This is a genomic window from Clostridium sp. JS66 (genome assembly GCF_033561535.1).
Lineage (GTDB): Bacteria > Bacillota > Clostridia > Clostridiales > Clostridiaceae > Clostridium_AM > Clostridium_AM carboxidivorans.
In genome coordinates this window covers 1,671,294-1,697,393 of the sequence record NZ_CP131467.1, presented here as the reverse complement: position 1 = coordinate 1,697,393, position 26,100 = coordinate 1,671,294, and the positions used below count along the sequence as shown (strand labels likewise).

Below are 26,100 nucleotides of genomic sequence, written 5' to 3'. Positions count from 1 at the left end.
CCTATTCAAATTGCTGCTTACCTTAAAAATCATTCTTCCTCATCTGGATCAAGTCCCATTAATTTTTTAATTATAAAAGATGCAACATCTGTGCCATTAGAACCTCTTCCAAAACCAACATCCATGCCATGAGCTTTAGCTATTTCATCTGTTACTTGAGTACCACCAGATACAAGAATTAATTTATCTCTTACACCTTTTTCTACACATAAATCATGAAGTTTTTGCATATTTTTTATATGCACATCATTATGAGTGATTATAGTGCTACACAATATAGCTTGAGCCTTTGATTCTATAGCTGCGTCTACAAGTTTTTCCACAGGACATGAAGTTCCAAGATATATTGCCTCTATACCAAATCTTTCTACACCACCATGTTTAATATCAATAACTTCTCTTAATCCAACAGAATGTTCATCTTCTCCAACAGTAGCTGCAACAACTTTTACAGGATGTTCTTTTACATAGTCTCTCATTATATCTGGAGCAAGAGTTTTTCTTCTTCTTGGAAGAGTAAGTTCATCTCTCTTTACAGCTTTGAAATCACATACTCCTTTAATTTCAACTAACGTTGCTTCAGATTTTTGAAGTACTTGTTTGTGTATGATTTCTACATCCTTTAAATTCATTCTCTTTCCAATTTCTAAAGCTGCTGCTTCACTAATTTGCTCATTTTCAGGTATACATAAGGTAACTTTTAAATATCCATCCTTAGACCATTGAACTTCTGGTACTATAGTACCGTCTTCTTTAACTTTTTCCATTCTCTTGAATACGTTGTCATTGTCATCTAATTCATCTATATATTTAATTTTCGAATGATCACATAAGGTACACTTATTTATAGCATCACAAGGTTTTTTATACTGCTTTGGTACATTGTTATATCCAAAATGCGCACAAACTGGTGCAAAGTAGTCTTCTTCTCTTTTTACTATAGTTCCTACAGCATCTCCACCTTCCATTTTTCTTGCAATGCCGTCTCCATTTCTCTCTGGATACTGCCCTGAATCTATAAAGAAACCACTATCAACTGCTTTAAAATATCCGCCAACTTCTATCACTTCTTCTAAAAACAAAACTGCTCTTTCTTTAAGTTCCCTTACTTTTTCAGGTAAATATCCAGTTTTCTTAAGTTCTATCATGTCCATTAGTCCATCCATAGCTATAAATGATTGCTTTGTTGTATTTACAGCATGTATATTATTATAATGCCATGGAACATTTCTTCCTTCATCTGGAGTTATGGTACTTTGAATATCTACTGAAGTTAGTTCTGAAATTAATAAATTCAAAGTATGTCCTACTGTAGCTTCTCTTTCACAAGATTCTATATATTTAGTGTTCATTTGAGCTCTCATTTTATATCTATCAAATAATTGTCTTAAAGCCACTGCATAAGGTAAATCATATCTCATGCAAGGAGCTGGTGCTGATGTTGGTGGTACTGTAGAAAGTGATATATTCTCTGGTTTCATCCCAATCATTTCTGAAAACTTTGAATTTATAGCATGCTGAACCATAAGTTCAGGCATTACATTATAACCTTTCATAGCTGTAGCATTGGCATTATGTGCACCATCTATTTGAAGCATATCTGCCCATACCATTATTTTTTTAGCTACTGCAGCATCTACAAAGGATCTATACATATTTATATTTCTATAAAGTACATTATATTGTGGATCTTGATGTGCTCCATTTACACCTTCTTCTGCAAACATAACTGCAATATCAGGTCCCGCTACACCAGACACATAGGAATGAAAATTGATTTTTCTTCCCACTTCTTCTTCTATTAAATCTATAGCTTTCCTTGTAGCTCTAACTTCTTTTCTTGTAATAGGAACACCGCCTATTCCTTCTGGAGTTCCTTCTATTAATCCATCATAATGGCTTTGTCCTGCTGTCCTTATAACCATTAAGTGATCAGCTCCGTGCCAAGCTGCCATTCTCATTCTTCTTAAATCATCTTCAAATCTGCCTGAAGCTATCTCTGTAGTAATAACAGCCTTTGGTTGAGGGTCTATTCCATTAAAACTTCTTGCTGCAGGAAGAGGTTCACTATTTTTTAAAGGTTTAGATATTTCATGATAGGTAAATTCTCCAACTTTTCCTTCCGGATAAGGTTCTCTCCAATGCCAGCCTCTCCACTTTGGTTCATATTTATCTAAATCTTTTAATATTTCTTCTACATTAAGCTTTTCATTTTCTTTTAATTTTTCAATCATTATCTTTCACCACCTTTCATTTTATCCACTACTAAATTCCATCCTATTCCTTTAGATAATTCTTCTCCTGCTTTCAAGTAATCCATATTTTTTAATTTTGCATAGGTCAAAACCACATTTCCTATACCTTTACCTAGTAAATTCCACTTGGTTCCATATTCAACTATTGGCTGCGCTTCTAGACTGGAAAACCCCATTCTTAAAAGTACTGAACGTTCAATAGCTGGGGATGTATATTGATAAGATAAATCAACTAAAGGCTTTACAATTTCAGAAGTAAGGCTCCAAAACCTGTCATAAAGTTGTTCATCTGTTAAACCTTTTAAATGCTTTCTTCTCTTTTCATAATCATCTTCTCTTTTCATAATCTTCACCTCTTCTATTCTATTTCAATATTATTTTGCTTTAATGCTTCTACAACCTTTTCTTTGCTCAATTTAGTCTCACTACATAAAAATTCTAAATCTGTTTTTCCAATTTTATTTTCTTTTACTTTCTTAAAAGCATTTTTCAAATAAGATTTTCTTAAATTGTCCATATTTTCATCAATTACAGTAACTAATCCAGGATGAGAAGGTAATATTATGTTTTTACCCGGTACTTGATCTTTTGGGTCTCCTACTAAAACCTCAATGCCATTTTCTTTTGCAAAGTTAAGTTGTGCTATGGGACTTTTGCCTGCTCCTGTATATTCAGTTTCTTGGATCACTATTATGTCGTCATCCTCATATTCCTGAGCAATTACAAAGGCCGATGCTAATGAAGTGTTTCCAGCAGGTCCTCTTTCTAATCCTTCTAATTGAGCTAGAAGCTCGGTCATCCAAAATACTTCACCTTGGGTTATTGTCACATATCTGTCCATGTATCTTAGTGGTCTTGCTGCACTTCTTGGCACATCTGATCTATCTGGATTAGTCATAAATGGTATTCCAAAACCAGTGTGACCTGTTGTAAAAGATTTTTTATTAAATGCTATATCTGATGCCATATGCAAGCCACTTAAATCCACAGATGCTCCTATTATTTTTGTATCCTTTGCTCCTGATTTTATAAGTCCTCTAGCCGTTCCTGTAACATTACCTCCACCTGCATGAGTTATAACCACAGCTTTAGGATCTTTTCCAAACTTTTCTCTACACTGCTCTGCTATTTCAAAGCCTAATGTTTCTATACCAGCTACTCCATAAGATGAGTACAATGAAGCATTGTAATATTCCATATCTTCAAGTATCTTTAGAAAAGTATAAAATAGTTCAGGCCCTACAGTAAGCCTAACAACTTCTGAACCATAGCCCTCACACTTTCTTCCCTTTTCCAATATCTCAGGTTGGCCAACTTTTCTTGAATCATAGCACTCATTAGCAATTATGCATTTAAGGCCTCTCATATTAGCTTGCGAAGCCACTGCTGCACCATAATTTCCTGATGTAGCTGCAGCTACTCCTTTATATCCTCTTTTCATTGCATCGTATACAGATACTGATGCTCTTCTATCTTTAAAGCTTCCAGATGGATTACAGCTTTCATCTTTTACAAATATTCTAGCTGCTTTTCCTGTTTTAGATACTTTCCTTGCCAATTTTGTAAGATTTCTTAATTCTAATAATGGTGTGTCTCCTACACCTACTTCTTTTTGAATTTTTTTAATTTCTTCTAGAGAATATCCAACATCCTTCATAAGACCATCATAATCAAATGAAAGCTCACCATTTTCATATTTATCAAAATCAATGCCAACAGATTTAAGCATAATTTCATTTTTTCTTGACATAAGCTCTTCATATTTATTCATGCTTTATAGACCTCCTACTATGAACTTTTATTTTACCGTTAACGTTTTCTCGAAAGGCAGTGTGCCTACTTGATCATATCTCTGGCTTGTTTTCCTATATATCCAAGTTCGCTAACATATTTTCCAAAGGAATGATAGTATCCCGGTTCTACATCAACTACCTTACCTTGCGCTATTCTTCCTACATTTGTTTCAACATCTACTTCATCACCTAATTCACAATCATTTAAGCAATTTCCCCTTATCCAGCATTTAAGAGGAGTTTTTTTGGTTTCTTCTGGTATATTTTTAGCTCTTTCCTCAGGTGTCAATACGATCTCCTCAACCTCAACCCATGTACCTTTTTTTATCATACTTCTTCACCTACCATAAATATAATTTTGTATGTAACTAATGGAACCTTAGTTTCCATTAATTTCTTCAATAATAGATAAAGCAAATAATATGCCATAGGTTAAACCTTTTATTTTATGTAGATTAATAACTTAAATGTATAAAATTACGCAAAAAAGTTTGCACATAAATAATACTTAATGGTATTTTTTTGAAAAATCCAATATATGTAACCGTCTTGACATATGCAAAATATTTTTACATATGACAAATTATTTTGCTATTATATTAATTAATTAATTTTTTTGAATATTTATTTATTCTTAACACAACAAATAAAAACTAGTATGTAGATATGCTTCTATGTACATACTAGTTTTTATAAACTTTTATATTGAAAACACAATAAACATGTAGTAGTACTTTCTTTACTACTCTCCTTCATGCTTAATATTGTGCTTTTTTAATTTATACTGTAAATTTTGTCTTGAAATATTTAATTGTCTAGAAGTTTTACTTACGTTATAGTTATTTTTTTTAAGAATCTTTTCAATTACGTTCTTTTCTATGCTGCCTATATATTTTTCTAAATCAATTTTTTCACAATTATCTATATTAAAATCTTCATACAGCCCACTTATTGATTTATTAAAAATTTTAGATTCAAAATTGTTACAATTTAAAACAGAAGAGTCGTCTGCCATATTTACGGCAGATTCAATTACATTTCTAAGTTCTCTTATGTTTCCCGGCCAACTGTACTTTAAAAACCTTTTCATTAAATCTTCATGTATTCTTTCTATATTCTTCCCCATAATCTCATTGCACTCTTTAAGAAATTTATTAGCTAAAATAGGTATATCCTCTTTTCTCTCTCTTAACGGTGGTATTCTTAATTTTATTACACTTAATCTATAATAAAAGTCTTTTCTAAGTTTTCCTGATTTTACAAGTTCCTCAGGTTCCTCATTTAATGTAGCTATTATTCTTACATCTATATCTATAGTTTTATTGCTTCCAATTGGTCTTATGTATCCATCTTGAAGTACTCTTAAAAGTTTAGATTGAAGATATGGTTCCATTGAATTAATTTCATCTAACAAAATAGTTCCATGATTTGCTTCTTCAAATAATCCCTTTTTATTTTCCGATCCTGTAAAACTACCTTTTGTTGTTCCAAACATCATTCCTTCAAGTAAAGCTGCTGGTATTGCAGCACAATTAATTGGTATAAAAGGGTTATTATTTCTTATCCCACCATAGTGAATACTTTGAGCCATTACTTCTTTTCCTGCCCCTGTCTCTGCATAAATTAAAACTGATGAACTTGACAAACTGGACCTTTGGGCTTTTTTCACTACCGCCTTCATCTTATCACTATTAGTAATTATATCCTTAAAGGTAAACCTTTTTTTCACTTTTGTATCATTTCCCTGTAACTTATATATATATTCAGTAAGTTCTTTTAACCTTGTCATATCTTTAGATATTTCAATTGCCGCTACATTTTTACCATCACATGACACAGGTACAGTAGTATTTATGGTCGTAACCTTTTTCTTATATTCATTACTATATTGTTGAATTAAATCTACAATTTTTTTCCCACTTTTTAATACCCTCATAAGAGTCGATGTATCTTCTTTTACATCTGATAAATATTCATTAACACGCTTTCCTAAAACTTCATTGGGATTTATTCCTTCCACCTTACCCATTACCTGATTATAATATATAGTTTTACCTGTAGAATCTACAATTTGAATTCCTTCATCTAAATTTTCCAATAAACATTCTAAAATTTTTTTATGGTCCAGTAAATTTTCTACCATGTTATCCCCCTTACTATATTATTTTTACATCAATTCTATTTTGCGAACATTACAATGCAAATTAAATTTACCTATAAACACATTTCTATTATTTTAATTTTTATAATAATATCTTAGAATTAATTTACTTTTTTATCAATAGTTATCAGCCAAAATTTTACACACAAAAAAGTATCAACAGTAATTATATCCTATTGGTGCTTATCTCAAGCATCTTACCAAGAATTGTTCCAAGTCCAAGAACAGTTGCAATAAATGCTAAAAAAAGTATCATGAAATAGATATTATATAGCGAGTGTAAACAAAATGGGAACATCCTTAGATTTGTATAAATCAAATCTAAGAATGTTCCCTTATTTTTACTGAAATATTATCTTCTAATGGAAATCCTTCCACTATATTTTTTAGTTGCTTCTATAACTGCTTTTATATTTTCAATTGGAGCACCACCAGGAATATCACATCCAGATCCAACTATATATCCATTTGGACTATCTGCTGCTTTTTCTATACAGCTTTTGACTTCTCTATAAACATCTTCTACTGTGCCATTTCTTATAATTGAAACAGGATCAATATTTCCAACCAAACACACCTTATCTCCTAGTGCATTTTTAACTTCTTCCATATCTTCACAGTTATCAACACTAAAAGCTGATATATTTAAATCTCGCAGGTCGTTCCAAATTCCTTTTGTTTTTCCACATATATGAAGTGATGGTTTTTCACCAGTTATCTTATATATACCATCTATCATTTTACTAAGATATGGTTTTGAAAATTCCCTAAACTGCTTAGGACTTATTAAATTTGCACAGGATATAGGGTCTCCAATACCACACATTAATCCGTGCTCTCTATAAACGGCTTCAACATATGCTAAATTACACTCTACTATAAAGTCCAATAACTTATGTACACCTTCTTTATTTTGTATAAAATCCTTCATAAGATTTTCTGTTCCTCTAATGGCAGAAGCTGCACTAACAGGCCCTGATACTCCACTTCCAACACTTGCTTCATTACCTAATTCTTTTTTTATTTTACCCAGCGCTTCTAATGTTATTGGAAGTCGGCCATCTTTATAAGGGTTTACAACCTCCATGTTATCTAACATTTTATAATCTTTTAAAACAGGATCTATTAAAAATGAGGCCCTTGAATCACTATATCCCATTTTGCTCCCAAGTGCTTCTCCTAGTCCTCTTAAAGTCACATTAATTCCACAGCTTTCTGCTCCAAATTCTCTTACTATAAACTTTTCAGCTTCCAACATTTTATTAGAATCAAAATAGTATTCTTCAACATTTATGCCTGCATATACTGCTGCGGTTTCTTCAAACATAATAGCGCAAGGTAACCTATCTACTTCTTCTCCCCTAAAATAGGCTTCTCTTCTCTCTTTAGAAGTCATTTCCTCTCTAAAAATCCCCACAATTCTACCTTCCTTTATAATTTATAATATTCTTATATTTTTTATAGTTTATCTAACCTCAAATTATACTAACTTTTTCTACGTTTTTCTACAAATATAAAAAAAAATAATAGTCAACCTATATACTATTATTTTCTGCTAATTTATCTGATGCTAATCAGTAATTTGCTCAGTGGTCGCAGACAAACTTCACCTAAGTAAAAACAAAAAAATAAAGCATCAATAGCTATTTTTCAAACCATTAATGCTCATATTACTATTTCTCATTTCAATAAAACATGTCCTAAATTAACATCAAAATTGCTTATTTCAATGAGTGGATTTAAATTTGTTAAGGTATCTATATATTGTAGGTTCTGATACTTGGAGTGCCTTTGCAACTTCTACAACTGCACCTTTAAGGTTAAATGTACCTTTGTCGTATAGTTGTTTTACAACATACATTTTTTCGTCAGCTGACATTCTTTGAGGATCTATGTTTACATCGCGAATTATATCGTGGATCATAGTATGGAGGATGTCATCTACATTATCATAGAATTGCTCCTGGGTTTTTATATCTTCAATTTCTTTCTCAGACTCATCGCATATAAAACTGAGTTTATCCATTAATTTTTTTACATTATTGTACTCTTCTATATCTATGTTTATACATATCGCTCCTACTATTTTATTTTTTTCATTTTTTATAAAATAACTTGCAGATCTAAAGGTTTTAAAATTTCCCTCTGCTTTATAATTTGCCACAAAATCCTTATTTTTGTAGCTCTTATTCTGTATTATGTTAAGGACTAGATTTGTAATAGGTGACCCTATTCTCCTACCACTTAAGTGTCCATTTTTTATAAATATTACAGAATGATTTGGATCGGTAACATCGTGTATTAAAACTTCACAATTATCTCCCAAAAGTGCTGATATAAATTCTGCGATAGGTATATGTTTTTCAATTAATTCTCTGTCATTCAAAGTTTCCACCTCACTAATAGTAGTAAATTGACTTTTTAAATGTATAGAACCACCATTTTTTAGTATTTAGAATACAGGACTACTAAAAACGATGGCTGAAACTTGTATATATTATAGCATCAAAATGAATTATTATAAAGATTAAAAACATTTAATGTATTTATAAAAAAGGATAAATTCAAAAATAATAATTTGAACTACGACTGCTATGGCTTAAAACAATTTTTTTAAACTAATTATCCATTAGACTCTATTATACAAATTTCTGCTATATTATGTTGACATTACATTTTTCGTGTGTTATATTCTTATTGCAATAAAAAATTATTATATTGATAACTATTTATTCTCACAATTCAAATTTTACTACTAAATTTTCGAAATAACAATATGGGGGTGAAAATAAAATAAATAATCAATTGAAATAATACATATTTAAATTGATGGGTTTAGTTTAAGTCTTGAAGACTTACTGCTCATAATGATAACGGTTTCGAGCAAAGAGAATAAATATTCTCTTTAATAAGTGCGATACCAAATCGGAAAAGAAGTATAAAGGAGACGTTAAAGATGATTCAAGAAAAATTTCAGGAAACAAAAGAATATAAAAATCCTAATAAATGGCATAGCCAAGATACAACTTGGGCAATGAGCCTTTTTGGAACAGCAATTGGAGCAGGTGTACTCTTCTTACCAATTAATGCAGGAGCAGGCGGAATATTATCTTTACTTTTAATTACTATAATTGCATTCCCTATCATGTATTTTTCACACAGAGCCATGGCAAAAATGATTTATTTTTCTAAATCTGGTGATAAGGGAATTACAGCTACTGTAAGAGAGTATTTTGGAAATACGGCAAGTAAAGTTTTTGATGTTGTCTATTTCTTCTCTATTTATTCAATACTATTAATGTATGCAGTTTCATTAACTAATACTGCAGAGAGTTTCTTACAAAATCAAATGAATATGCAAGCACCACCAAGAATGATATTATCACTTATTTTAGTTCTTTTTCTAATATTCATTGTAAATTTTGGACAAGATATCACTGTAAAAGTAATGAGCTATCTTGTATATCCATTTATAGCAACCTTAGTTTTTTTATCTATATATTTGATTCCACAATGGAATGTATCAAATTTAAGTTTAGCCGGTAACTTTGCACCAGCAAATGGAAAAGTTGGTATTACTACTGTATTAGGAGTAGCTTGGTTTATTCTACCAATCATTGTGTTTTCATTTAACCATTCTCCAATGATATCTACTTTTGTTGTTAAGCAGCGTGAAACTTATGGAATGGAAAATGTAGACCGCAAATGTGCTCAAATTCAAAAGGTATGTTATACAGTAACAATTTGTGTTGTATTGTTCTTTGTGTTCAGTACTGTTTTAAGTGTAACTTCTGCTGACCTTGCACTTGCTAAAAAAGAAAATTTACCAGTTCTTTCTTTCCTTGCTAACAAATATAAGATGCCATTATTCGCTTATGGAGCTCCTATCATTGCTTTAGTTGCCATTACAAAATCTTTCCTTGGACATTATATAGGAGCATATGAAGGTTTGGAAGACATTATTGTTCAGGGTGCTAAATCTTGTGGAAAAGATTTAAATAGTAAAACAGTTAAAAACATTATTGTTGGATTTATGATTTTGACATGTTGGCTAGTTGCTTATAAAAATCCAAGTATTCTTGATCTTATAGATAGAGTTAATTCACCACTAATTGCAATAATTCTATTCTTATTACCTATGTACGCAATATACAAAGTACCTACATTATCTAAATATAGAAAAAGCCTTAGTAATGCATTTGTTATTATTGTAGGATTACTAGTAGTTTTATCAAGTATTAAAGCATTCTTCTAGGATTCTTTAGAAATACATAAAACTCTAAATAAAATTAATATTATATCGCTGAATAAAACTTTACATATTTAATACAGGATAACCCCCTTGATTGTTCAAGGGGGTTATGATTTTTATGTGTTTTATATTTAAATTTATACATTTTTACTCCTCTTCATCCTTTAAATAAATAAAATCATTATCTATTAAATCCTGCAAATATTCATCAAAACTATCTGCAATAACTCTATATTCATCAGGATCATGCAAATATCGAACAATTTGACCACATATGCCTTTATCTGAAGGATTAAAATCTACATAAAGTCTTGACGTTCCACCATTATTCATGCAATCAGAAAAATGAATATATGTCCCGCCAAGAAGTCCTTCTAAATTTATTTTAGGATCTACAACCTCATCATCATCTTCTTCATCTTCAAGAAGATATGATACATCTTCATCCTCTTGTGAACTTTCAAGTATCTGCTGCACAGACATCAAATAATAAGGATAGCTACCTCCACTAACATCTGAAGCTAAAATACAAACTGAAATTTTCTTTTCACCATATTGTCTCCAATATGTTCCATCAATATTTTGAAGCAAAGAGATAAGAGACTCAGGGCATTTTGGATATTTTAATCTGAGCTCATTAATATCCTCTATTTTAGCACCTGTCGCCACATCTAATTCCTTAAGTTCATCTTGTGGTAATGCTGATTTCAAACCTGTTAAAAACTTTTCCACTAATTCCATTCTTTAAACCTCCAATATTAAAATGATATTTAATTTATTGCTGATTCTGGTAACTTATTCTTTTTAGACACTTGACTTTCACAAGACAAAAAGAGATATCATAAACTTATTACCAGCTTTAATTATATCACCATCACAAGCTATTATTATTTCTTCAGTCCTCATTCATTCCTTAATACAAAAACAAAATGCGTTGATTCAAGAATTTCAATTCTATCAATCACCGCATTAGATATTTCATCATCAAACTCTGCGAGCAATACTTCTAGCTCATTTATAACTTTTATAATTTCGTCTACTCTATAAAGTATTTTCTAATCTTGTTCTTGAACCTCAGCAGATAATTCCCAGTGTACTTTAAATTTATCTATAAGCGAACCATAGCAAGTGCTGAAGAATGTTCTAGCTAATGGGGTTAAAACTTCCCCACCTTCTTTCAAAGTTGAAAATGCATGTTGTATTTCATCAACATTACCTTCTACACATATGCAAACAAGGGAACCATCCTTATTTATTTTTTCTAATGAATCAGATAACCTGATTAAATTGTCTCCCAATTGAATAGTGGCTTGAATAATCCAATTTTTTTGTTTTTCTGAAAGCGGCGGCATGTTGGAGTTTGGTGGAATGTCACTAAATCTCATTATATTTTTTGCCTTTGTTTTGAAAGCTTTTGAATATAAGTTTACTGCCTCTTCACATTCACCATAAAAATAGATATATGGTCTGACTTTCACACTCATTACCTTCTTTCCTCTTATTTAAGTGTTTTGTTATAAATAATACTATTCAATTATTGTTAGCTTTTTTGAATTTTTTATAAGGTAAAAGGTAGAGATATTTTCCAATGGAACCTCGGCCATCTTTAAAAGTCACACTCATCCACACTATTTGTTAGCTCTGCCCATCTAGCTGATAGCAATTTTGCATAATCTATGCTTTGTAATCCATATGAACCCAGAGAATATCCTTCATTTACTTCTATAAGTAATGTTTCTCCTTTATCTGTTACTCCAAAATCTATTCCATAACCATAAGGAGCGGAAATAAACTCTGAAATAGCTTTATCAACAATCTTGGGATTTAAATAGTTTCTCCAATCACCCCTATATCTTCTGACATCTAGTATTTTTCCGTATCTTACAAAGCAGCGCCATTCCGAAACAAAATTTACAGTTTCAGAACATAAAATATCTATATCATTTTCACCATTTCTAAGCCCTATGAAATCTCTAAATTCTTTAACCACTAACCCAGTAAATCTTTTACCTTCTATTGGTTTAATAAATATATTCCACTTTGAAGGATCATTTTCTATATTACTTAATTTTGATTTCCATACCTTTCTTCCTAAAAAAGCTTTTAGTTCATCAGGATAACATATCTCCGGAACCTCAATTTTAAATTTACTTAAAGTTTTTCTAGTATCTTCAATTGTTCCAACTATCAAATCTTCTTTTCTGTTATCTGTAACTTCATCTATATTCTCATAAAATATAATTTCAAATCCCATATCCATGAAGCCTTCATATGCTAAATAAATATTATGGCTAGCAATTTCTCCCTTGGAATTTTTCTTAATATATATCTTCATACCAATTTCCTCCATGTGTTTAAAGTTTAATGTTTTTAGCCTTTCGAAGTCAATCATAAATAATTTGAATTCAAACCAAGGACTTCATTTATTAAATTGTACATTCTAACTCTATTACGTTTCTTAGCTAATTCTATTGCTGATAATCCATCATTTTACCTTAATCCCACCAAAAGAACCAAACATGTGAATGCAAAAGCTCTAATGCAAGCTCTTTTAAGGTATATTCATCCAGTGATATAGATGAATGCTGTGCCACTCTATCAAAGCAAAAAACAAAGTGTTCCATGGCAAGTAATTTTGCCTCTTCAATATTATGTGGTAACTTCTCTACATAAAACTCCCATTTATTATGGCTTACCACTGCTGGAATAGCTCTATATTTAGAATACCAATATTCCATAACTGAAATTTGTCTTTCAATTTGATGATCATACTCATAATGACCACCTTCATACAAATAGGCTCCTACTTTCCATGGCTTTTTTGTTGGTATCTTTGCTAAAACAATATTATAATTAAGATTTTCTTCTCTATCCAAATAGGAACTAAACTTATTTCGTATATAAGCATTATCTATTATTGTTTCTTTATCTCCATATTCATCTAGGTATTTAATGCAGTCCTCATAATACTCTGAGTAACACAGTTCATGGCTGGTTATTTTATACTTTTTTGATTTTCTAATAAATTTTCTTCTACTTTTATCAGATTTGTGGATAAACAATTGATTGCAGGGCTCCATACACAATATTAGCGGCGTATATCCTTTAATTTTTCCTTCTTTAAGGTACCATAAATATTTTTTCATACTAAAGCTTTGAGTTCCTTTTCGGAAAACTTCACAAGGACAGTTTAAATATTCTATGATATACTCAATTTCTTTTTTTTCATAACACATTATAGTAAAACAATCCCTTCATAATATCTGTTTCTGCTTCCCATTATTAGCTTAATTAAGAGTTTACAAACATACTCTTTATAACTTCATCAAGTATTTCTTCACGAGTACATCTGTTTACATCTAATACTGTATTCTCAAGTGCTAAAAGATTGATTTTCTTAACTTTATAAGTTCAGGATGGTAACTCACCTTCAATTTTTATCATATATATCTAATCTCGCAATATCAAAAAAAGTATACTCTCCTATTAATCGTTCATCCCTTGAAAAATAACCTAAATTGAATTCTGCAATACCACAATCAACTATAACAGGATTAATAGATACTATTTGTCCAAATGCAGAATATGACCATGTACTATTGGGCTTAATAATTAGATCCTTTACTTTATCTTTATTCTCACTAAACATAACTTCCCACTGAATCTCTATTCCCTCTAAAAAATCAAATTCAACCCTATAAGAGGCTCCGACCTCAAAATTTACAGGGAATCCAAATGCACGATATTCTTTATTATTAATCTCAAATGTCACAACAGCCTCATTTGCTTCTTCTGAAAGCCATTCCATTTTTACTATTTTTACTTGTATATCATCTTTTATTATAATCACCTTCTAAAGTACTTTTCACTTTCATTACACAAAAGTGGAACAAAAAAATTCTTTTCTAGTGATAAAAGTTTTTCTTGTTCCAATGTCTATATTAAGTTCAAAATGACAAGCTACGCAAGGTTGGCTGTCCCCATTGCCTATTTATCCTAATCTGGCAATGTATATATTACATCAAATGGATCTTTACCTCGAAAAAATTCACCATATAGTTCTCTAATTTTAATAGAATTCAAATTGTCTTCCTTTAATAATATATCTCCTAATTTCTCAAAAATCTTTGCCTCTCTTAATGATAGTATTTTAGCTTCCACCATTCTATCTGCAGTTCTTGATGAGCTCCAACTCCAATCATAACAAGCTCCAGCATATGAAAAATATGAAAATTGCAGAGTGCTCTTATTAACATTCTCTCCACATAATGGATGAACCACTAATAGAAACTGACAAATAGCATTTGAACGTCCAAGCATTCTAGCTGCTTTTTTTACCTCCATCAAAAGTTCAGAAAATCTATCTGGAATTTCGCCCCACTCATAAATGTTCATTCTAGAAAGAATAGCTATGGTATGTTCTTTATCCTCTAAATTCTCAGCTAATTTTGTAAATACCTCTACAGAACTTATACCAAGATCTATAAAGTTATTCAAACAATGTGCAGCATCTTCACACATATTATCATTACATAATACTACATAATCATCCAAAAGCTTATTCAAGCTATAGTTTTCAACCCAATATTTTTTCTTAAGAATATCAGCTTCATCTGTATTTATAGAATTTATTATAGTTTCAATTAATAAGCTTCTGTCCATATTGTTTCTTTGGATTATTGCTTGTCTATCAAACTCATCAGCTTTACTAATTTGATTTTTATATTCCTCACTATTAACCATGTTATTATTTTTAATAAGAAGCTCTATCAATGTCTTAGTAAACTCCTGACCATAGTAATCAAATAACTGCCAATTATCTTTGAGGCTTGGCAATAAAGCCATAAAGGTATCATATTCCTTACTTCCAATTTCTCTTGCTAAATATGCCAATATTCGATTAAGGATTCTAGCTCCATCTTTAGATCGTCTAAACATATCTGGAAGATACTCGGTTTCTTTCACTATTGGTGCTTTTTTTATGTATAGTATTCTTTCCATAGTTTTTTCAATATCACTATTACATTGTTTATATATCTCAAAAGCTTCGTTTACACTAATACCTGTCTTTTGAACAATTGGTGCCATTTTATACTGCTTTAATAAATCAAAAGCTTTTTCAACATCATTATCTGCTTCCTTCAAAACATTTCTGCAATCTTTAATTGATGCTGCAATTAATTTTCTTAACTTCTCAATATTTTGAGTTTCCACTATAACTTCACCTTTCTTATATATGTAAAAATATAACTCTATTTTTGAATTCAAGCTCTCATATTCCCATTAGCTTCTTTCATCATAATATTAACTCTCCCTTAAGATTCTATTTCTTCCTCTCAACCATACGGCCACCTAGATATTTAAGCTCAGCTTCCTTATTACCGTTTTCAAACCAAGAAAGATAAGATACTCCATCTTCATTGATGCCATTCTTTAAAAATTCTTCCCATCTAATTTGACCATTCTCATAATAAGATACTAAATGCCCATTATATTTTCCCTCATCATTAAATGGCTGCACATATTGTATTTTCCCGGATTTATACCAATCTTTCCAAAGGCCAATCTTTATACCATTATTATAAAAATGTTCATACTGCAGTTGTCCATTATCAAACCACCCTCGTGATTCACCATGTATTTTATCATTTATGTAATATGCTTCATGTTTTAGTTGTCCATTTTTGTAAAATTCCCTTACCTGCCCATTTTTAATGAAATTATGAATGCTGCTGTTGGAATTTTGTAGAACTTCACTAAAGTATTCTTCTTTATCCTCCCAATGACTTAAAATATGCTCAATTTGCCAAGGATAGAGACACTGGATTAACTTTTCTATGTTAAAGTACACCTCATCTCTGCTTTGTGGCAAATATTTAATTTCAATTATTGGAGGATGTATCTTTAAATTTTGATATGCTAATAATTTATGATGACCATCAAGCACAAAATCTGCAGATTCATCATCCTGTTCTTTTAAATAGCAATTATATATGATAGCAGCTGGTCTATTCCCCTTCTTAATTTCCTTTTCAAAATAAGCAACCCTTTCTTTGTTTATTTCTGAAAAAGGTTGTGTAGCAATTAAAGCTTTATAATATCCATCATAAAAACCAGAAGTAGAATATTCCAATATGCTAGGTACAAATCCATTATTTTTTGCTTTTTCAATCAAATATTTCTCATAAGAAGTTTTAATTTTCTCAGTATTTTCAATATCTGTATCTTTTTCAGAAAAAATAATTTTCCAATCTTCATAATGAACATTAGAATAATTATCATTTGAAGTTTTATATGCAAAAAAAGCTTTTTCACTGCTGTTATAAAAATTCAAAGAATAGTTTCCATTAGGAAAAAGCTGAAAAAGAGGTTTTAATATTTCATGCAGTCCTTCTATATTATCAGAGAAATCACCATTCAAACTATCAATTATCCTATTTCTTAGTTCTTTCCTATAATTTTTATTATAGGGTAAAAGGCATAGATATTTTCCAACAGAACCGCTGCAATCGTACCATGTAACCGATATTGGATTATGAAAATTTAGGTAACTGCCTATTTCCCCTAAACCTATGGATATCATATTTAATCCTTCAGTTATTTTAAATTCCATAATACTTTCTCCTTCATTTTATTGAGCATAGATTATAATCAGCATCTATGCTCAAGTCAGTTTCCTATATCAATTGCTAAGCCGCAGTTCATAAAAGTACTGCACAATTGGGTGCTTCAACTTCATTTTCTCAGCCATCTTTAAAAGTCGCTTTTTTCCCACACGTCTGTCCACCAATGCCAATACATTTAATAATATATCCTTACTCTCTAAACTTTCCTCTATAGAAATAGTTAAAAATCTATTCACTACATCATTGAAATTTGATTTGCTTAATGCTGACTGTGCAGATAGTATTTCCTTTGCATATTCTGATATTTTTCTATTTCTTGCAATTATTTTTAACCTATCCTCTGGTACTGTGCCCTTTGTATTCTTTCTAACCATTTCAATTTCCTCATTATCAATAGGAATTTGAATATCTGGATCATTTTTTATTTCCTGCTCTGTCTTATACCATCTAATTAAGGTGCTTGTATCACTCATATTGAATATGTTCTTTTTATCTACCTTTATATAACATTGCCCAGCTTTATCAGGTAAATATCGGTAGCTAGTTGCACCATATTCTACTCTGCCATATAATGCAGGGCAAAGAAAACTCTCTAGACTTTGTTTCATTTTGCTCCAACTCATAAAATCCTCCTATGAATTAACATTTTAAATTATTATACAATAACCAGAATAGTTTTTGTTGATAAATTGAAAATATATACAATATGTGATTATAACCACGGTATAATCATCCATTTAAAGCTATAATATACTGCAAAATGCTTTTATATAAACAAAAATAAAATTGATAAACCTAAAAACTTTATTAGCATCATGAAAGAGTATAAAGGAGGAACCTTTATGAAAAGTATCAAATTCAAAATTATTGGCAGCTTTCTCATTCTACTATTACTAATTATAGTTAATTTCATTTTTATTTTAAACATGCTTAAATTACAAAAGCAAGATGCTCTTTTAGTTAATCTAGCTGGTAGACAAAGAATGCTAAGTCAGACAATGAGCAAAGATACCTTTTTACTTGTTCAAAATGATAAAATCCAAGGTGCCAATATAGACTAAAGGCAGACTTAAAAAAGTCAGCGGACCTTTATGACAAAACTAGTAAAGCATTTTTAAACAGTGCAACCACTTTGCATACTAATAACACAGAAGTAACCATTAATAATTTAGGAAAAAATGTTCCTATAGCTCAAAAAGCTGATGATCTGTGGAAACCATTTTATGAAAGTGTAAAAAATGTTTTAGAAAAAAATGATATTAAATCCATTAAATTTATAGCTGAAAATAATAATAATTTGTTATCTCTATCTAACGATATTGCTACTTCTCTTCAAAAACAATCTGAAGCAAAAATTAATTTAATAAAGATTGTTCAACTTTTTATTACCATTATAACTTTTATAACTTTCATTATTATTGTACTATTTGTAAACAAATCAATAGTAAATTCATTAAAAATTGCTGTTAGTAATTTGAACACTATTTCTACAGAAGATCTTTCTAATGTAATCTATGAAAACAGAAAAAAACGTGAAGATGAAATTGGTGAAATTGAAAATTCTACAGAAATTATGTTGTGTTCTCTCAAAAATTTAGTAAATAACATAAAAGGTGCTTCAAGCCATATTGAAGCGTTAATTACCAATATTTCAAAAAATACCTCAGACCTAAACACAAATATAAATGAGGAAGTTAGAAATCTAGCCGAAAAATCAAAAGCTACAATATTTGAAATACAAAATATAAATGCCAAAGTGACCGAAGCCGTTAACATAATAAATCAAGAATCCAGTGAAATAATGCATCAAGCTTCACTATCAAGGAAGAGTACAGAAAATTTGACCATAGATATAAATAAATTTAGTTATTGACAAGATTGATAGTTGACACTATAATCATAGACATAAAAGCTCTTTAATGTATTTTAGGTGGTGATTATTTGAAATATACGAAAGCAACTAATTATGCTTTGCACACAATTTTATATATGATTGAAAATGCTAAAAGTAAAAAACTTAGTGTATATGCCCTTGCGAAGCACTTTAATGTATCCGATACATATCTTTCTAAGATACTAACTCAGTTAGTAAAAGCTGGTATAATAGATTCAACTTCAGGAGCAAATGGTGGGTATTTTTTTAGTAAGAAGGTAGAAGAAATTTCTTTTATAGATATTATCAATGCAGTAGAAGGAAACTTTGCTTTATTTAAATGTGAATTTAACGAAAGTAAATGTCCTATTCATAAAGTAATGGTAGACGCTGAAAAACTAATGGAAAGTTATCTGCAAAACAAAAAAATATATGAACTAGCTCACGAAGAAAACTTTGAAGTTAATGAAGAATAGTCATATATATTACTTCGATTAAGTCCTAATGGGACTTGTCACTTCAATTAGAGATATAAAACATCTTTAATATACTTTATAAGAAAGTAAAATATTCACTATCTAAGAACTTAAGAATTTTAAATTAGTATGAGGAGGGTTAATTTTATGCATGAAAATAATTTCACAGTGGAAGGTATGATTTCTATGCTAGAAGAGCGAGATAGAACTGCTCCAATCAACGAAGAGTGCGATAAATTTAATATTAAAAATGGAGATATTGTAATTGACTATGGTTGTGGATCAGGTGGATACACTAAAAAAATATCAGAATTGCTTGGTGAAAATGGCAAGGTTTATGCCGTTGATATTCATGAGCTAGCAATAGAATCGGTAAAAAAGAAAATTAACAAATACCAACTTACAAATGTAGAAACAGTGTTAGTAAAGAATATTAATGAAATAAGAGATAATGCAGCCAATATAATAATTGCTATAGACATGTTTCATATGGTTCAAGACAAAAATGTATTTCTAAAAGAATTATATCGCCTTATTAAGAAAGATGGTACTTTATTTATTAGCACACATCATATGACATCAGAGGAAGCACAAAGAATAATATTAGATTCCAAGTTATGGAAAATACAATATGAACTAGATAATTGTTTAAAATGTATTCCATTGATTGAATAGCTCTTTTTATACAAAGCAAGTAATAGATCTAAATCTCAAGAGCATTTATTTTGGGGCGTGATCTATCTATATGATAACTCATAGAAAAGAAACAGTCTATATTTTTTTTTATTTATCCATATAATTAATATTGTTGCAACAAATAAATATATGGATTGGAGAAAGAATATGATAAAGAAGAAAATAGCAAATATCCCTTTTGGACCATTTATTACAGTTTTAGCAGGGGCGATGGTTAATGGAAAACCAAACTATGCCACACTAGGTGCATATGGTGTTGTAAGTGAGAAGCCTGTATTATATATTTCATTGAAAAATTCCCACTATACAACTTCGGGTGTAGTAGAAAATGGATTCTTTAGTGTAAACATACCATCCTCTGAAGCTATTGATAAGACTGATTTCTGTGGGTGTGTCTCTGGTAATAAAGAAGATAAATCCAACGTTTTTGATTCCTTTTATGATGATGCAGGAAATGCGCCAATGATAAAAGAATGTCCTGTGAACTATCTTTGTAAGGTAATACAGTCAATTCCTGTATTTGATTTTACAATGTTCCTTGGAGAAATTGTTGCAGTATATGTGAATGAAAACTGCTTGGAAGATGGGAAACCAAATGCTCTAAAAGTTAAACCAACAATAATGATGGATTCAGGGTACTTTGATCTAAAGGATAAAGTTGGTTCAATATTTGAAACATATAGAACCATGAATTCCACTGATCCTAAATAAGATAAATTAGCAACAAAGATTGCTCGTTTCACTTCTAATCTTTGTAAAGGGTCCGTCCTCTTACAAAAACTGGAACAGTTTTTGTTGCTAATAGTTCTTCTTTCATTATGAAATTATCAATTGCATAAGCTATACCAAACTCATCATTTGATTTAGTTACATATTTAGCTTCTAATTTAACCTTATCAACTGCATTTCCCATAGCTATAGGCATTCCTACTTGTCTAAACATCTCAATATCATTATAATTATCTCCAAAAGCAATAACTTTACTTTAGTGAACTTACCATTGTAATATCCTGAATTTCTGAAAAATCACTTTCTGCCAACTTAACCCGTTCAGTATCTTTACAAACCAGCAAAATTTTAAAAGCATCAATTTCATCTAAATTTTCTATGATTTCATCATTTACATACTTTATTGGTATTCTTAAATCCTCTGAAAATGACTTATTTAAAATTTCATATTTTTTAGCCTTAGGATTATTTTTACTAGAATATACATTATCAATAGTGTATATAAAAAATTCAACATTATTTCTTATACAATAAATTACAAGTGTAACATTTTTTAACATGAAAGTTGAGTTTACAATAAATAAAAACATGAATGGAGATGGTAATATGATGAAAGTAGATACTGAAAAGTGTGTAGGATGTGGATTATGTGTTAAGGATTGTTTTCCAAAGGATATAGAAATGGTTGATAACAAAGCTAAGATTACCAATGTAACTTGTTTTAAATGTGGCCATTGTATAGCAGTATGCCCTAAAGCAGCAATAACAACTGATGAATACAATATGGAAGATGTAAAGGAATATAATAAAGAGGAATTTTCAGTACAGCCTGATAGTTTATTGAATTTCATTAAGTTTAGAAGAACTATAAGACAATTTGAAAATAAGCCAGTAGAGAAAGAGAAGATTTCTAAAATTATAGAAGCAGGAAGATTTACTCAAACTGGCAGTAATATGCAGGATGTATCTTATATAGTAGTAGAAAAAGGAATACAAGAACTTAAAGCTTTAACTCTTAAAAGTCTGAAAAAAATAGGAGAAACTATGTTAGCTAATCTAACTCCTTAGACTATGGCATATAAGAGATATGCTGAGTTATGGTTAAAAATGTACGAAGAATATTTAGAAAATCCTAATTTCAATGACAAACTATTCTTCAATGCTCCAGCACTAGTAATTGTTACAGCTAATTCAGTTGTAGATGGAGCCTTGGCTTCTTCAAATATGGAATTAATGACTAATGCCTTAGGGCTTGGAACCTTCTTCAGTGGATTTTTCGTAAGAGCTGCACAGGACAATAAAGAGATTTTGGACTTCCTTGGAGTTAAGGAAGGTAAACAAGTTGTTACCTGTATGGTGATAGGATATCCAAAAGTTAAATATATGAGAACTGTACCAAGAAAAGCTGCAGATGTATCCTGGAAATTGTATTTAGATATTGTGAAATTGTATTTTTGATATAGGGGCTCTGGCAACAGATTTTCCTATTTTTAAAAATGGTATCATGCAAAAGCAAATAGAAACTTCCAATTTCTACAATAACCTCAGTGGTACTATAGGCGAACTCAAAAGTTCGCCTTAATAAGACCCCAGGTTCTTATGGAATGGATAACATTTAGCTATATTTGGTTACAGCTCTATTTTTATATTTTTTTCCGTATAATCTTTCAAATTAAAATTATTTTATCTCAACTCTACAAATTTGAATTTAATACTCAACATGAACTTCTTCTTTTTCTAATTGTCATGTAAATAATTTAAATTACACATTATTTCGATAATAACTATTTAATAAGCACAATTATGATATTATTATTGGCATGGATAGTCAAACACTTCTGCTAATTTTAAAAAAATTTGAGTATGATTAGTCAATTCTTCATATCCATCATTTTGCAGGCACCACCTAATTGAAGTCATAACAAGTGCTGCATATAACTCTGACAAATAATCTAAAATGTCAGGGGACTTTTTATTCTTTGTTTTATACTGGTCATAAAAACTTCTCTTTAAAAAATCAGACATATCATCATATAAATGAATCGTATCTGTATTAATGGTATAAAGAGCTAAAGTTTCTTCTCGTTTAACAGATAGTATCTGATATAAAGGTTTTATAACCATAAGAGCATCTTCTACATTAGCACATTCAAATCGATTTTTCACACCGGTTATTAGTAAGTCAAACACTTCATTGCAAAGAGTTTCTGCCAGCTGATATTTATCTGTGTAATGCTTATAGAATGTAGAGCGGTTAATCAAAGCCCTGTCCAATATATCTTGCACTGTTATTTTGTTAAAGTCTTTTTGCCTTAGTAAATAAATAAAAGATTCTTCTATATATTTTTTTGTCTTTATAACACGCAAATCATTTTGATTCATATGCAATTCCTCCATACAATTATTTTAAAATATTTTATATAGATAAACAACACTTTGTATTATTTTTGTATTTTAAGTGCATAAACACTTAGATATTGATGTTTGAAACATTAAAGTAAATGAGTAAAATAAATAACAAAGGAGGAATGAAAAATGAATGAATTAAAATGGTTTGTATGGTTGTTTCCATTATTATTTATTGTACACGATATGGAAGAAATTATTATGGCAAAGCACTGGTGCAAAAAGAATTTAAAACAATATGTCCGCCTGCCTATAACACCCTTTGGAGGCACAAAAAATACAGCTGGATTCGCAATAGGTGTATTTGAAGAATTGATTTTATGGCTTATAGCTACTATGATTGGTAATATTACTGGATTTTATGGTTTGTGGTACGGTTTGCTCGTGGCAAATATCGTGCATCTAATTTTATTGCATATTATATTATTACCATTGTCCTACCGTCATTATGTTCCTGGTGAAATAACAGCATGGCTGACAGTTATTCCATGCTGGTATATTTTAAAACTTGCTCAGAATATCTTGGGGTACTCTGTTATTGAAATTACTATTTGGGTAACGATAGGGATTGTATTTGCTTTCGTAAATATGAAGATATTGCATAAACACATTAATAAATTTTCTAAATTGGTGGAATGATTATATGTTAATAAAGAATAGGGGCGTAACTTACAACGTTACATCCCCTTAGTAAAAATTTAAATACATTGTGAAGTTTATACTCTCACCTCTATGATTTTCATAGCTTTAACCCTTGCAATACATCTCATTAGATTGATAGTTTTTTGAAGTCAAATAATACCAGAATAAAAGTGATAATTATTGTCATAGGTACAAGTTTATAAAAATAGCATTTAATGGTATACTTGTCCTTAAGAGTTAAATCCAATTGGTATTTTATTATGAATTAAGGAAGTGATTGTATATGAAAAGTAATATAATTAACAATCTATTATAAATATATAATTCAATATAACTTTTTTGGAGGCAATAATATGACTGAACTTGAAAATTTTATTTTGGAAGGTAATATCAAAAAATTACTCTTTAAGTTTTCTCTTCCTGCTGCAAGCGTATTTTTAGCTAATGTATTATATAATATTATTGATGCAATTTTTATAGGTAATCAGCCTAGTGGCAGCTTAGGAATTGCAGCTTTAACTATAGTCTTTCCTATTCAACAAATAATACTGGCTCTTTCTCAAATGATCGGGGTTGGAATTGCTTCTGTAATTTCCAGAAGTCTTGGAGCCGGAGATAAAATAAGAGCTGAAAAGGCTGTGGGTACTGCATTAACATCCTCTATTCTATTAGGAATTTTAATTATGGTTATGGGCCTTACTTTCATCAGACCTATATTGTATGTTTTTGGTTCCTTAGAAACTATACTCCCCTATGCTGTAACATTCTTTAGAATTACTTTATATTGCAGTGTTTTTTTCGTTTTTAGTATTGTTTGCAATAGCATCATACAATCAGAAGGACATGCTAATATTGCTATGATAAGCATGATAATAGGACCTGTAATTAATATTCCGTTAGATTACATATTGGTTACAAGACTTCAATATGGGATAAAAGGAGCTGCAATTGCTACAGACATTTCCCAAATAATATGTTTCATATTTTTGTTGGTATACATATGTTTTAATAGCAAAATTTTAGGAGTAAAAGTTAAAAATTTAGCAATCAATATAAAGTTATTAAAAGAAGCTATTTTCTTAGGAACGTCCACCTTTATGACTCAACTGGCTTATGGAATTCTAGCCATAGTATTAAATAATTCGTTAAAAATTTATGGAGGCTCTGACTTATATGTTTCTGCAATTGGTATATATAATCGTGTATTCGGTTTTATTACTATTCCTATGTATGGAATTAGACAAGCTCTTCAGCCTATTATAGGATTTAATTATGGTGCTAAAAAATTCAATAGAGTAAAACAAAGCTTAAAGCTTGGAATTTTAACATCAGTTGTAATTTCATTGGGATTTTTAGTTATAATTATTGGTTTTACAAATAAAATAGCAGGTGTTTTTACATCTGATAATGGATTAATAACACTTACGGTTCCTATTTTAAGAGTACTGATATTTATGAGTCCTTTAGTAGGTGTTCAAGTAATTACTGCAAGTTTTTTTCAGTATATTGGCAAACCTAAGCCTGCATTATTTTTATCAATAATGAAACCATTTTTATTTTTAATACCATTAATATTAATCATCCCAATATTTCTTAAAGTCAATGGTATTTTTGTATCTGTTCCGTTATCTGATTTTCTTACTGCAATGATATCTTTAATTTTTATATATCGTGAGATAAAAAAGATGAATGAATTAAACGTAATTGAAGAAAAAAATAAAAATGTATGTGTTTAGGATAATTTTCAAGCTAATAACATCAAGTGATTCTTAGACTCAGGTGGAGTTTGCTTATAAGGAATACCTCTTACCTGAGCAAAAGCTCGTAAAATACCATTTAGATATTTATTGCCGGAGCAAAGCTCGTAAAATGTCATTTAGACATTTTACCCATCTGAGTCTTAGAAGAACTTATCCAGGCGCGTAGCAGTGCTTATCCCCCAGTTAAGTAGAGAGCCAAAATCTATGATTTTGTGCGAATCACTTACTCCTTCGACAATAGGAGAAGGAGTTTCATATAAAGAAAGTTGGGGTATTAGCAATGGTAGCGATCGGATAAATGCAAATAGCAGACAAATATGAGAATTTCCACATACAATAGTTGTTATAACTACTATTGTATGTGGAAATGAATTAATATTGTTTTAGCAGAAAATTTATGAATTTAAAATTAATCTATCGAATAGCATCAT

General features: G+C 30.1%; 26 protein-coding genes and 1 pseudogene. 9 read left to right on the top strand and 18 right to left on the bottom strand.

Annotation, left to right across the window (positions count from 1 at the left end; translation table 11 throughout):
- Positions 1 to 29: 29 nt before the first annotated feature.
- The 7 genes from oraE to Q6H37_RS08045 all read right to left on the bottom strand — a co-directional run bounded on the left by oraE (position 30) and on the right by Q6H37_RS08045 (position 8,604).
- The gene (gene oraE, locus Q6H37_RS08075; RefSeq protein WP_318740756.1) at positions 30 to 2,234 is read right to left on the bottom strand and encodes a D-ornithine 4,5-aminomutase subunit OraE; all 2,205 of its coding nucleotides are present in this window, start codon (positions 2,232 to 2,234) and stop codon (positions 30 to 32) included.
- Positions 2,234 to 2,599: an ornithine aminomutase subunit alpha gene (locus tag Q6H37_RS08070; protein WP_318740754.1), complete on the bottom strand. Its 366-nt coding sequence runs from the start codon at positions 2,597 to 2,599 to the stop codon at positions 2,234 to 2,236. The genes oraE and Q6H37_RS08070 overlap by 1 nt, the downstream gene beginning before the upstream one ends.
- 14 nt (positions 2,600 to 2,613) lie before the next feature.
- Complete coding sequence (gene ortB / locus Q6H37_RS08065) at positions 2,614 to 4,026, bottom strand: 2-amino-4-oxopentanoate thiolase subunit OrtB (protein WP_318740752.1); 1,413 nt, start codon at positions 4,024 to 4,026, stop codon at positions 2,614 to 2,616.
- A 65-nt stretch (positions 4,027 to 4,091) separates the two neighbouring features.
- Positions 4,092 to 4,379 (bottom strand): 2-amino-4-oxopentanoate thiolase subunit OrtA, encoded by a 288-nt coding sequence (gene ortA, locus Q6H37_RS08060; protein ID WP_318740750.1) that lies wholly within the window; start codon positions 4,377 to 4,379, stop codon positions 4,092 to 4,094.
- 411 nt (positions 4,380 to 4,790) lie between these two features.
- Entirely contained in the window at positions 4,791 to 6,191 is a 1,401-nt protein-coding gene (locus Q6H37_RS08055) for a sigma-54 interaction domain-containing protein (RefSeq protein ID WP_318740748.1), read from the bottom strand.
- A gap of 370 nt (positions 6,192 to 6,561) precedes the next feature.
- Positions 6,562 to 7,605 carry a uroporphyrinogen decarboxylase family protein gene (locus Q6H37_RS08050; protein WP_412523935.1) on the bottom strand — a complete coding sequence of 348 codons (1,044 nt, stop codon included), beginning with the start codon at positions 7,603 to 7,605 and terminating at the stop codon, positions 6,562 to 6,564.
- Positions 7,606 to 7,935: 330 nt separating this feature from the next.
- Positions 7,936 to 8,604: a transcriptional regulator gene (locus Q6H37_RS08045; RefSeq protein ID WP_318740745.1), complete on the bottom strand. Its 669-nt coding sequence runs from the start codon at positions 8,602 to 8,604 to the stop codon at positions 7,936 to 7,938.
- Positions 8,605 to 9,165: 561 nt separating this feature from the next.
- On the opposite strand from Q6H37_RS08045, the gene Q6H37_RS08040 reads away from it, so the two are divergent.
- Positions 9,166 to 10,464 carry an aromatic amino acid transport family protein gene (locus tag Q6H37_RS08040; RefSeq protein ID WP_318740743.1) on the top strand — a complete coding sequence of 433 codons (1,299 nt, stop codon included), beginning with the start codon at positions 9,166 to 9,168 and terminating at the stop codon, positions 10,462 to 10,464.
- Between the two features lie 144 nt (positions 10,465 to 10,608).
- Here the strand turns inward: Q6H37_RS08040 and Q6H37_RS08035 are convergent, their stop codons facing one another.
- From Q6H37_RS08035 to Q6H37_RS08000, 8 genes are all read right to left on the bottom strand, one after another.
- Positions 10,609 to 11,202 (bottom strand): SMI1/KNR4 family protein, encoded by a 594-nt coding sequence (locus Q6H37_RS08035; protein ID WP_318740741.1) that lies wholly within the window; start codon positions 11,200 to 11,202, stop codon positions 10,609 to 10,611.
- A gap of 314 nt (positions 11,203 to 11,516) precedes the next feature.
- Positions 11,517 to 11,945 carry a VOC family protein gene (locus tag Q6H37_RS08030; RefSeq protein ID WP_318740739.1) on the bottom strand — a complete coding sequence of 143 codons (429 nt, stop codon included), beginning with the start codon at positions 11,943 to 11,945 and terminating at the stop codon, positions 11,517 to 11,519.
- A 122-nt stretch (positions 11,946 to 12,067) separates the two neighbouring features.
- Positions 12,068 to 12,796, bottom strand: coding sequence for an ATP-grasp domain-containing protein (locus Q6H37_RS08025; protein WP_318740737.1), 729 nt, complete (start codon positions 12,794 to 12,796; stop codon positions 12,068 to 12,070).
- Positions 12,797 to 12,956: 160 nt separating this feature from the next.
- Positions 12,957 to 13,697 carry a DUF4253 domain-containing protein gene (locus Q6H37_RS08020; protein WP_318740735.1) on the bottom strand — a complete coding sequence of 247 codons (741 nt, stop codon included), beginning with the start codon at positions 13,695 to 13,697 and terminating at the stop codon, positions 12,957 to 12,959.
- A gap of 194 nt (positions 13,698 to 13,891) precedes the next feature.
- Positions 13,892 to 14,311, bottom strand: coding sequence for a hypothetical protein (locus tag Q6H37_RS08015; protein WP_318740733.1), 420 nt, complete (start codon positions 14,309 to 14,311; stop codon positions 13,892 to 13,894).
- A 146-nt stretch (positions 14,312 to 14,457) separates the two neighbouring features.
- The gene (locus Q6H37_RS08010; protein ID WP_318740731.1) at positions 14,458 to 15,675 is read right to left on the bottom strand and encodes a hypothetical protein; all 1,218 of its coding nucleotides are present in this window, start codon (positions 15,673 to 15,675) and stop codon (positions 14,458 to 14,460) included.
- Between the two features lie 109 nt (positions 15,676 to 15,784).
- Positions 15,785 to 17,074, bottom strand: coding sequence for a hypothetical protein (locus Q6H37_RS08005; protein WP_318740729.1), 1,290 nt, complete (start codon positions 17,072 to 17,074; stop codon positions 15,785 to 15,787).
- 69 nt (positions 17,075 to 17,143) lie between these two features.
- Complete coding sequence (locus Q6H37_RS08000; RefSeq protein ID WP_318740727.1) at positions 17,144 to 17,710, bottom strand: hypothetical protein; 567 nt, start codon at positions 17,708 to 17,710, stop codon at positions 17,144 to 17,146.
- A 219-nt stretch (positions 17,711 to 17,929) separates the two neighbouring features.
- On the opposite strand from Q6H37_RS08000, the gene Q6H37_RS07995 reads away from it, so the two are divergent.
- From Q6H37_RS07995 to Q6H37_RS07975, 5 genes are all read left to right on the top strand, one after another.
- Positions 17,930 to 18,148 (top strand): type IV pili methyl-accepting chemotaxis transducer N-terminal domain-containing protein, encoded by a 219-nt coding sequence (locus Q6H37_RS07995; protein ID WP_318740725.1) that lies wholly within the window; start codon positions 17,930 to 17,932, stop codon positions 18,146 to 18,148.
- A gap of 71 nt (positions 18,149 to 18,219) precedes the next feature.
- Positions 18,220 to 18,960 carry a methyl-accepting chemotaxis protein gene (locus Q6H37_RS07990; RefSeq protein ID WP_318740723.1) on the top strand — a complete coding sequence of 247 codons (741 nt, stop codon included), beginning with the start codon at positions 18,220 to 18,222 and terminating at the stop codon, positions 18,958 to 18,960.
- Between the two features lie 68 nt (positions 18,961 to 19,028).
- The gene (locus tag Q6H37_RS07985; protein ID WP_318740721.1) at positions 19,029 to 19,436 is read left to right on the top strand and encodes an Rrf2 family transcriptional regulator; all 408 of its coding nucleotides are present in this window, start codon (positions 19,029 to 19,031) and stop codon (positions 19,434 to 19,436) included.
- 147 nt (positions 19,437 to 19,583) lie between these two features.
- A complete protein-coding gene (locus Q6H37_RS07980; RefSeq protein ID WP_318740719.1) occupies positions 19,584 to 20,111 on the top strand; it encodes a class I SAM-dependent methyltransferase in 528 nt (175 codons plus the stop codon).
- 168 nt (positions 20,112 to 20,279) lie between these two features.
- The gene (locus Q6H37_RS07975) at positions 20,280 to 20,843 is read left to right on the top strand and encodes a flavin reductase family protein (protein ID WP_318740717.1); all 564 of its coding nucleotides are present in this window, start codon (positions 20,280 to 20,282) and stop codon (positions 20,841 to 20,843) included.
- Between the two features lie 34 nt (positions 20,844 to 20,877).
- Here the strand turns inward: Q6H37_RS07975 and Q6H37_RS07970 are convergent, their stop codons facing one another.
- Both Q6H37_RS07970 and Q6H37_RS07965 read right to left on the bottom strand, forming a co-directional pair.
- Positions 20,878 to 21,108, bottom strand: a complete 231-nt coding sequence (locus tag Q6H37_RS07970; RefSeq protein WP_412523934.1) for an HAD family hydrolase — start codon at positions 21,106 to 21,108, stop codon at positions 20,878 to 20,880.
- 4 nt (positions 21,109 to 21,112) lie between these two features.
- A complete protein-coding gene (locus Q6H37_RS07965) occupies positions 21,113 to 21,421 on the bottom strand; it encodes a hypothetical protein (protein WP_318740714.1) in 309 nt (102 codons plus the stop codon).
- 46 nt (positions 21,422 to 21,467) lie between these two features.
- Here Q6H37_RS07965 and Q6H37_RS07960 point away from each other — a divergent pair.
- Positions 21,468 to 22,319 (top strand): annotated as a pseudogene (locus tag Q6H37_RS07960) (nitroreductase family protein).
- A gap of 354 nt (positions 22,320 to 22,673) precedes the next feature.
- On the opposite strand, the gene Q6H37_RS07955 reads toward Q6H37_RS07960, so the two are convergent.
- Positions 22,674 to 23,243, bottom strand: coding sequence for a TetR/AcrR family transcriptional regulator (locus tag Q6H37_RS07955; protein WP_318740712.1), 570 nt, complete (start codon positions 23,241 to 23,243; stop codon positions 22,674 to 22,676).
- A gap of 153 nt (positions 23,244 to 23,396) precedes the next feature.
- Here Q6H37_RS07955 and Q6H37_RS07950 point away from each other — a divergent pair, with 153 nt between their 5' ends.
- Positions 23,397 to 23,906 (top strand): HXXEE domain-containing protein, encoded by a 510-nt coding sequence (locus tag Q6H37_RS07950; protein WP_318740710.1) that lies wholly within the window; start codon positions 23,397 to 23,399, stop codon positions 23,904 to 23,906.
- Between the two features lie 356 nt (positions 23,907 to 24,262).
- Positions 24,263 to 25,645 carry an MATE family efflux transporter gene (locus Q6H37_RS07945; RefSeq protein WP_318740709.1) on the top strand — a complete coding sequence of 461 codons (1,383 nt, stop codon included), beginning with the start codon at positions 24,263 to 24,265 and terminating at the stop codon, positions 25,643 to 25,645.
- Positions 25,646 to 26,100 lie beyond the last annotated feature (455 nt).

Coding starts and splice junctions, on each gene's coding strand:
- Q6H37_RS08025 (WP_318740737.1), bottom strand. CDS start 12,796: ATGAAGATATATATTAAGAAAAATTCCAAGGGAGAAATTGCTAGCCAT.
- Q6H37_RS07995 (WP_318740725.1), top strand. CDS start 17,930: ATGAAAAGTATCAAATTCAAAATTATTGGCAGCTTTCTCATTCTACTA.
- Q6H37_RS08050 (WP_412523935.1), bottom strand. CDS start 7,605: ATGACTTCTAAAGAGAGAAGAGAAGCCTATTTTAGGGGAGAAGAAGTA.
- Q6H37_RS07945 (WP_318740709.1), top strand. CDS start 24,263: ATGACTGAACTTGAAAATTTTATTTTGGAAGGTAATATCAAAAAATTA.
- Q6H37_RS07950 (WP_318740710.1), top strand. CDS start 23,397: ATGAATGAATTAAAATGGTTTGTATGGTTGTTTCCATTATTATTTATT.
- oraE (WP_318740756.1), bottom strand. CDS start 2,234: ATGATTGAAAAATTAAAAGAAAATGAAAAGCTTAATGTAGAAGAAATA.
- Q6H37_RS08035 (WP_318740741.1), bottom strand. CDS start 11,202: ATGGAATTAGTGGAAAAGTTTTTAACAGGTTTGAAATCAGCATTACCA.
- Q6H37_RS07965 (WP_318740714.1), bottom strand. CDS start 21,421: ATGTTAAAAAATGTTACACTTGTAATTTATTGTATAAGAAATAATGTT.
- Q6H37_RS08040 (WP_318740743.1), top strand. CDS start 9,166: ATGATTCAAGAAAAATTTCAGGAAACAAAAGAATATAAAAATCCTAAT.
- Q6H37_RS08070 (WP_318740754.1), bottom strand. CDS start 2,599: ATGAAAAGAGAAGATGATTATGAAAAGAGAAGAAAGCATTTAAAAGGT.
- Q6H37_RS07955 (WP_318740712.1), bottom strand. CDS start 23,243: ATGAATCAAAATGATTTGCGTGTTATAAAGACAAAAAAATATATAGAA.
- ortA (WP_318740750.1), bottom strand. CDS start 4,379: ATGATAAAAAAAGGTACATGGGTTGAGGTTGAGGAGATCGTATTGACA.
- ortB (WP_318740752.1), bottom strand. CDS start 4,026: ATGAATAAATATGAAGAGCTTATGTCAAGAAAAAATGAAATTATGCTT.
- Q6H37_RS08030 (WP_318740739.1), bottom strand. CDS start 11,945: ATGAGTGTGAAAGTCAGACCATATATCTATTTTTATGGTGAATGTGAA.
- Q6H37_RS08055 (WP_318740748.1), bottom strand. CDS start 6,191: ATGGTAGAAAATTTACTGGACCATAAAAAAATTTTAGAATGTTTATTG.
- Q6H37_RS08020 (WP_318740735.1), bottom strand. CDS start 13,697: ATGTGTTATGAAAAAAAAGAAATTGAGTATATCATAGAATATTTAAAC.
- Q6H37_RS07975 (WP_318740717.1), top strand. CDS start 20,280: ATGATAAAGAAGAAAATAGCAAATATCCCTTTTGGACCATTTATTACA.
- Q6H37_RS07980 (WP_318740719.1), top strand. CDS start 19,584: ATGCATGAAAATAATTTCACAGTGGAAGGTATGATTTCTATGCTAGAA.
- Q6H37_RS08000 (WP_318740727.1), bottom strand. CDS start 17,710: ATGAGTTGGAGCAAAATGAAACAAAGTCTAGAGAGTTTTCTTTGCCCT.
- Q6H37_RS08005 (WP_318740729.1), bottom strand. CDS start 17,074: ATGGAATTTAAAATAACTGAAGGATTAAATATGATATCCATAGGTTTA.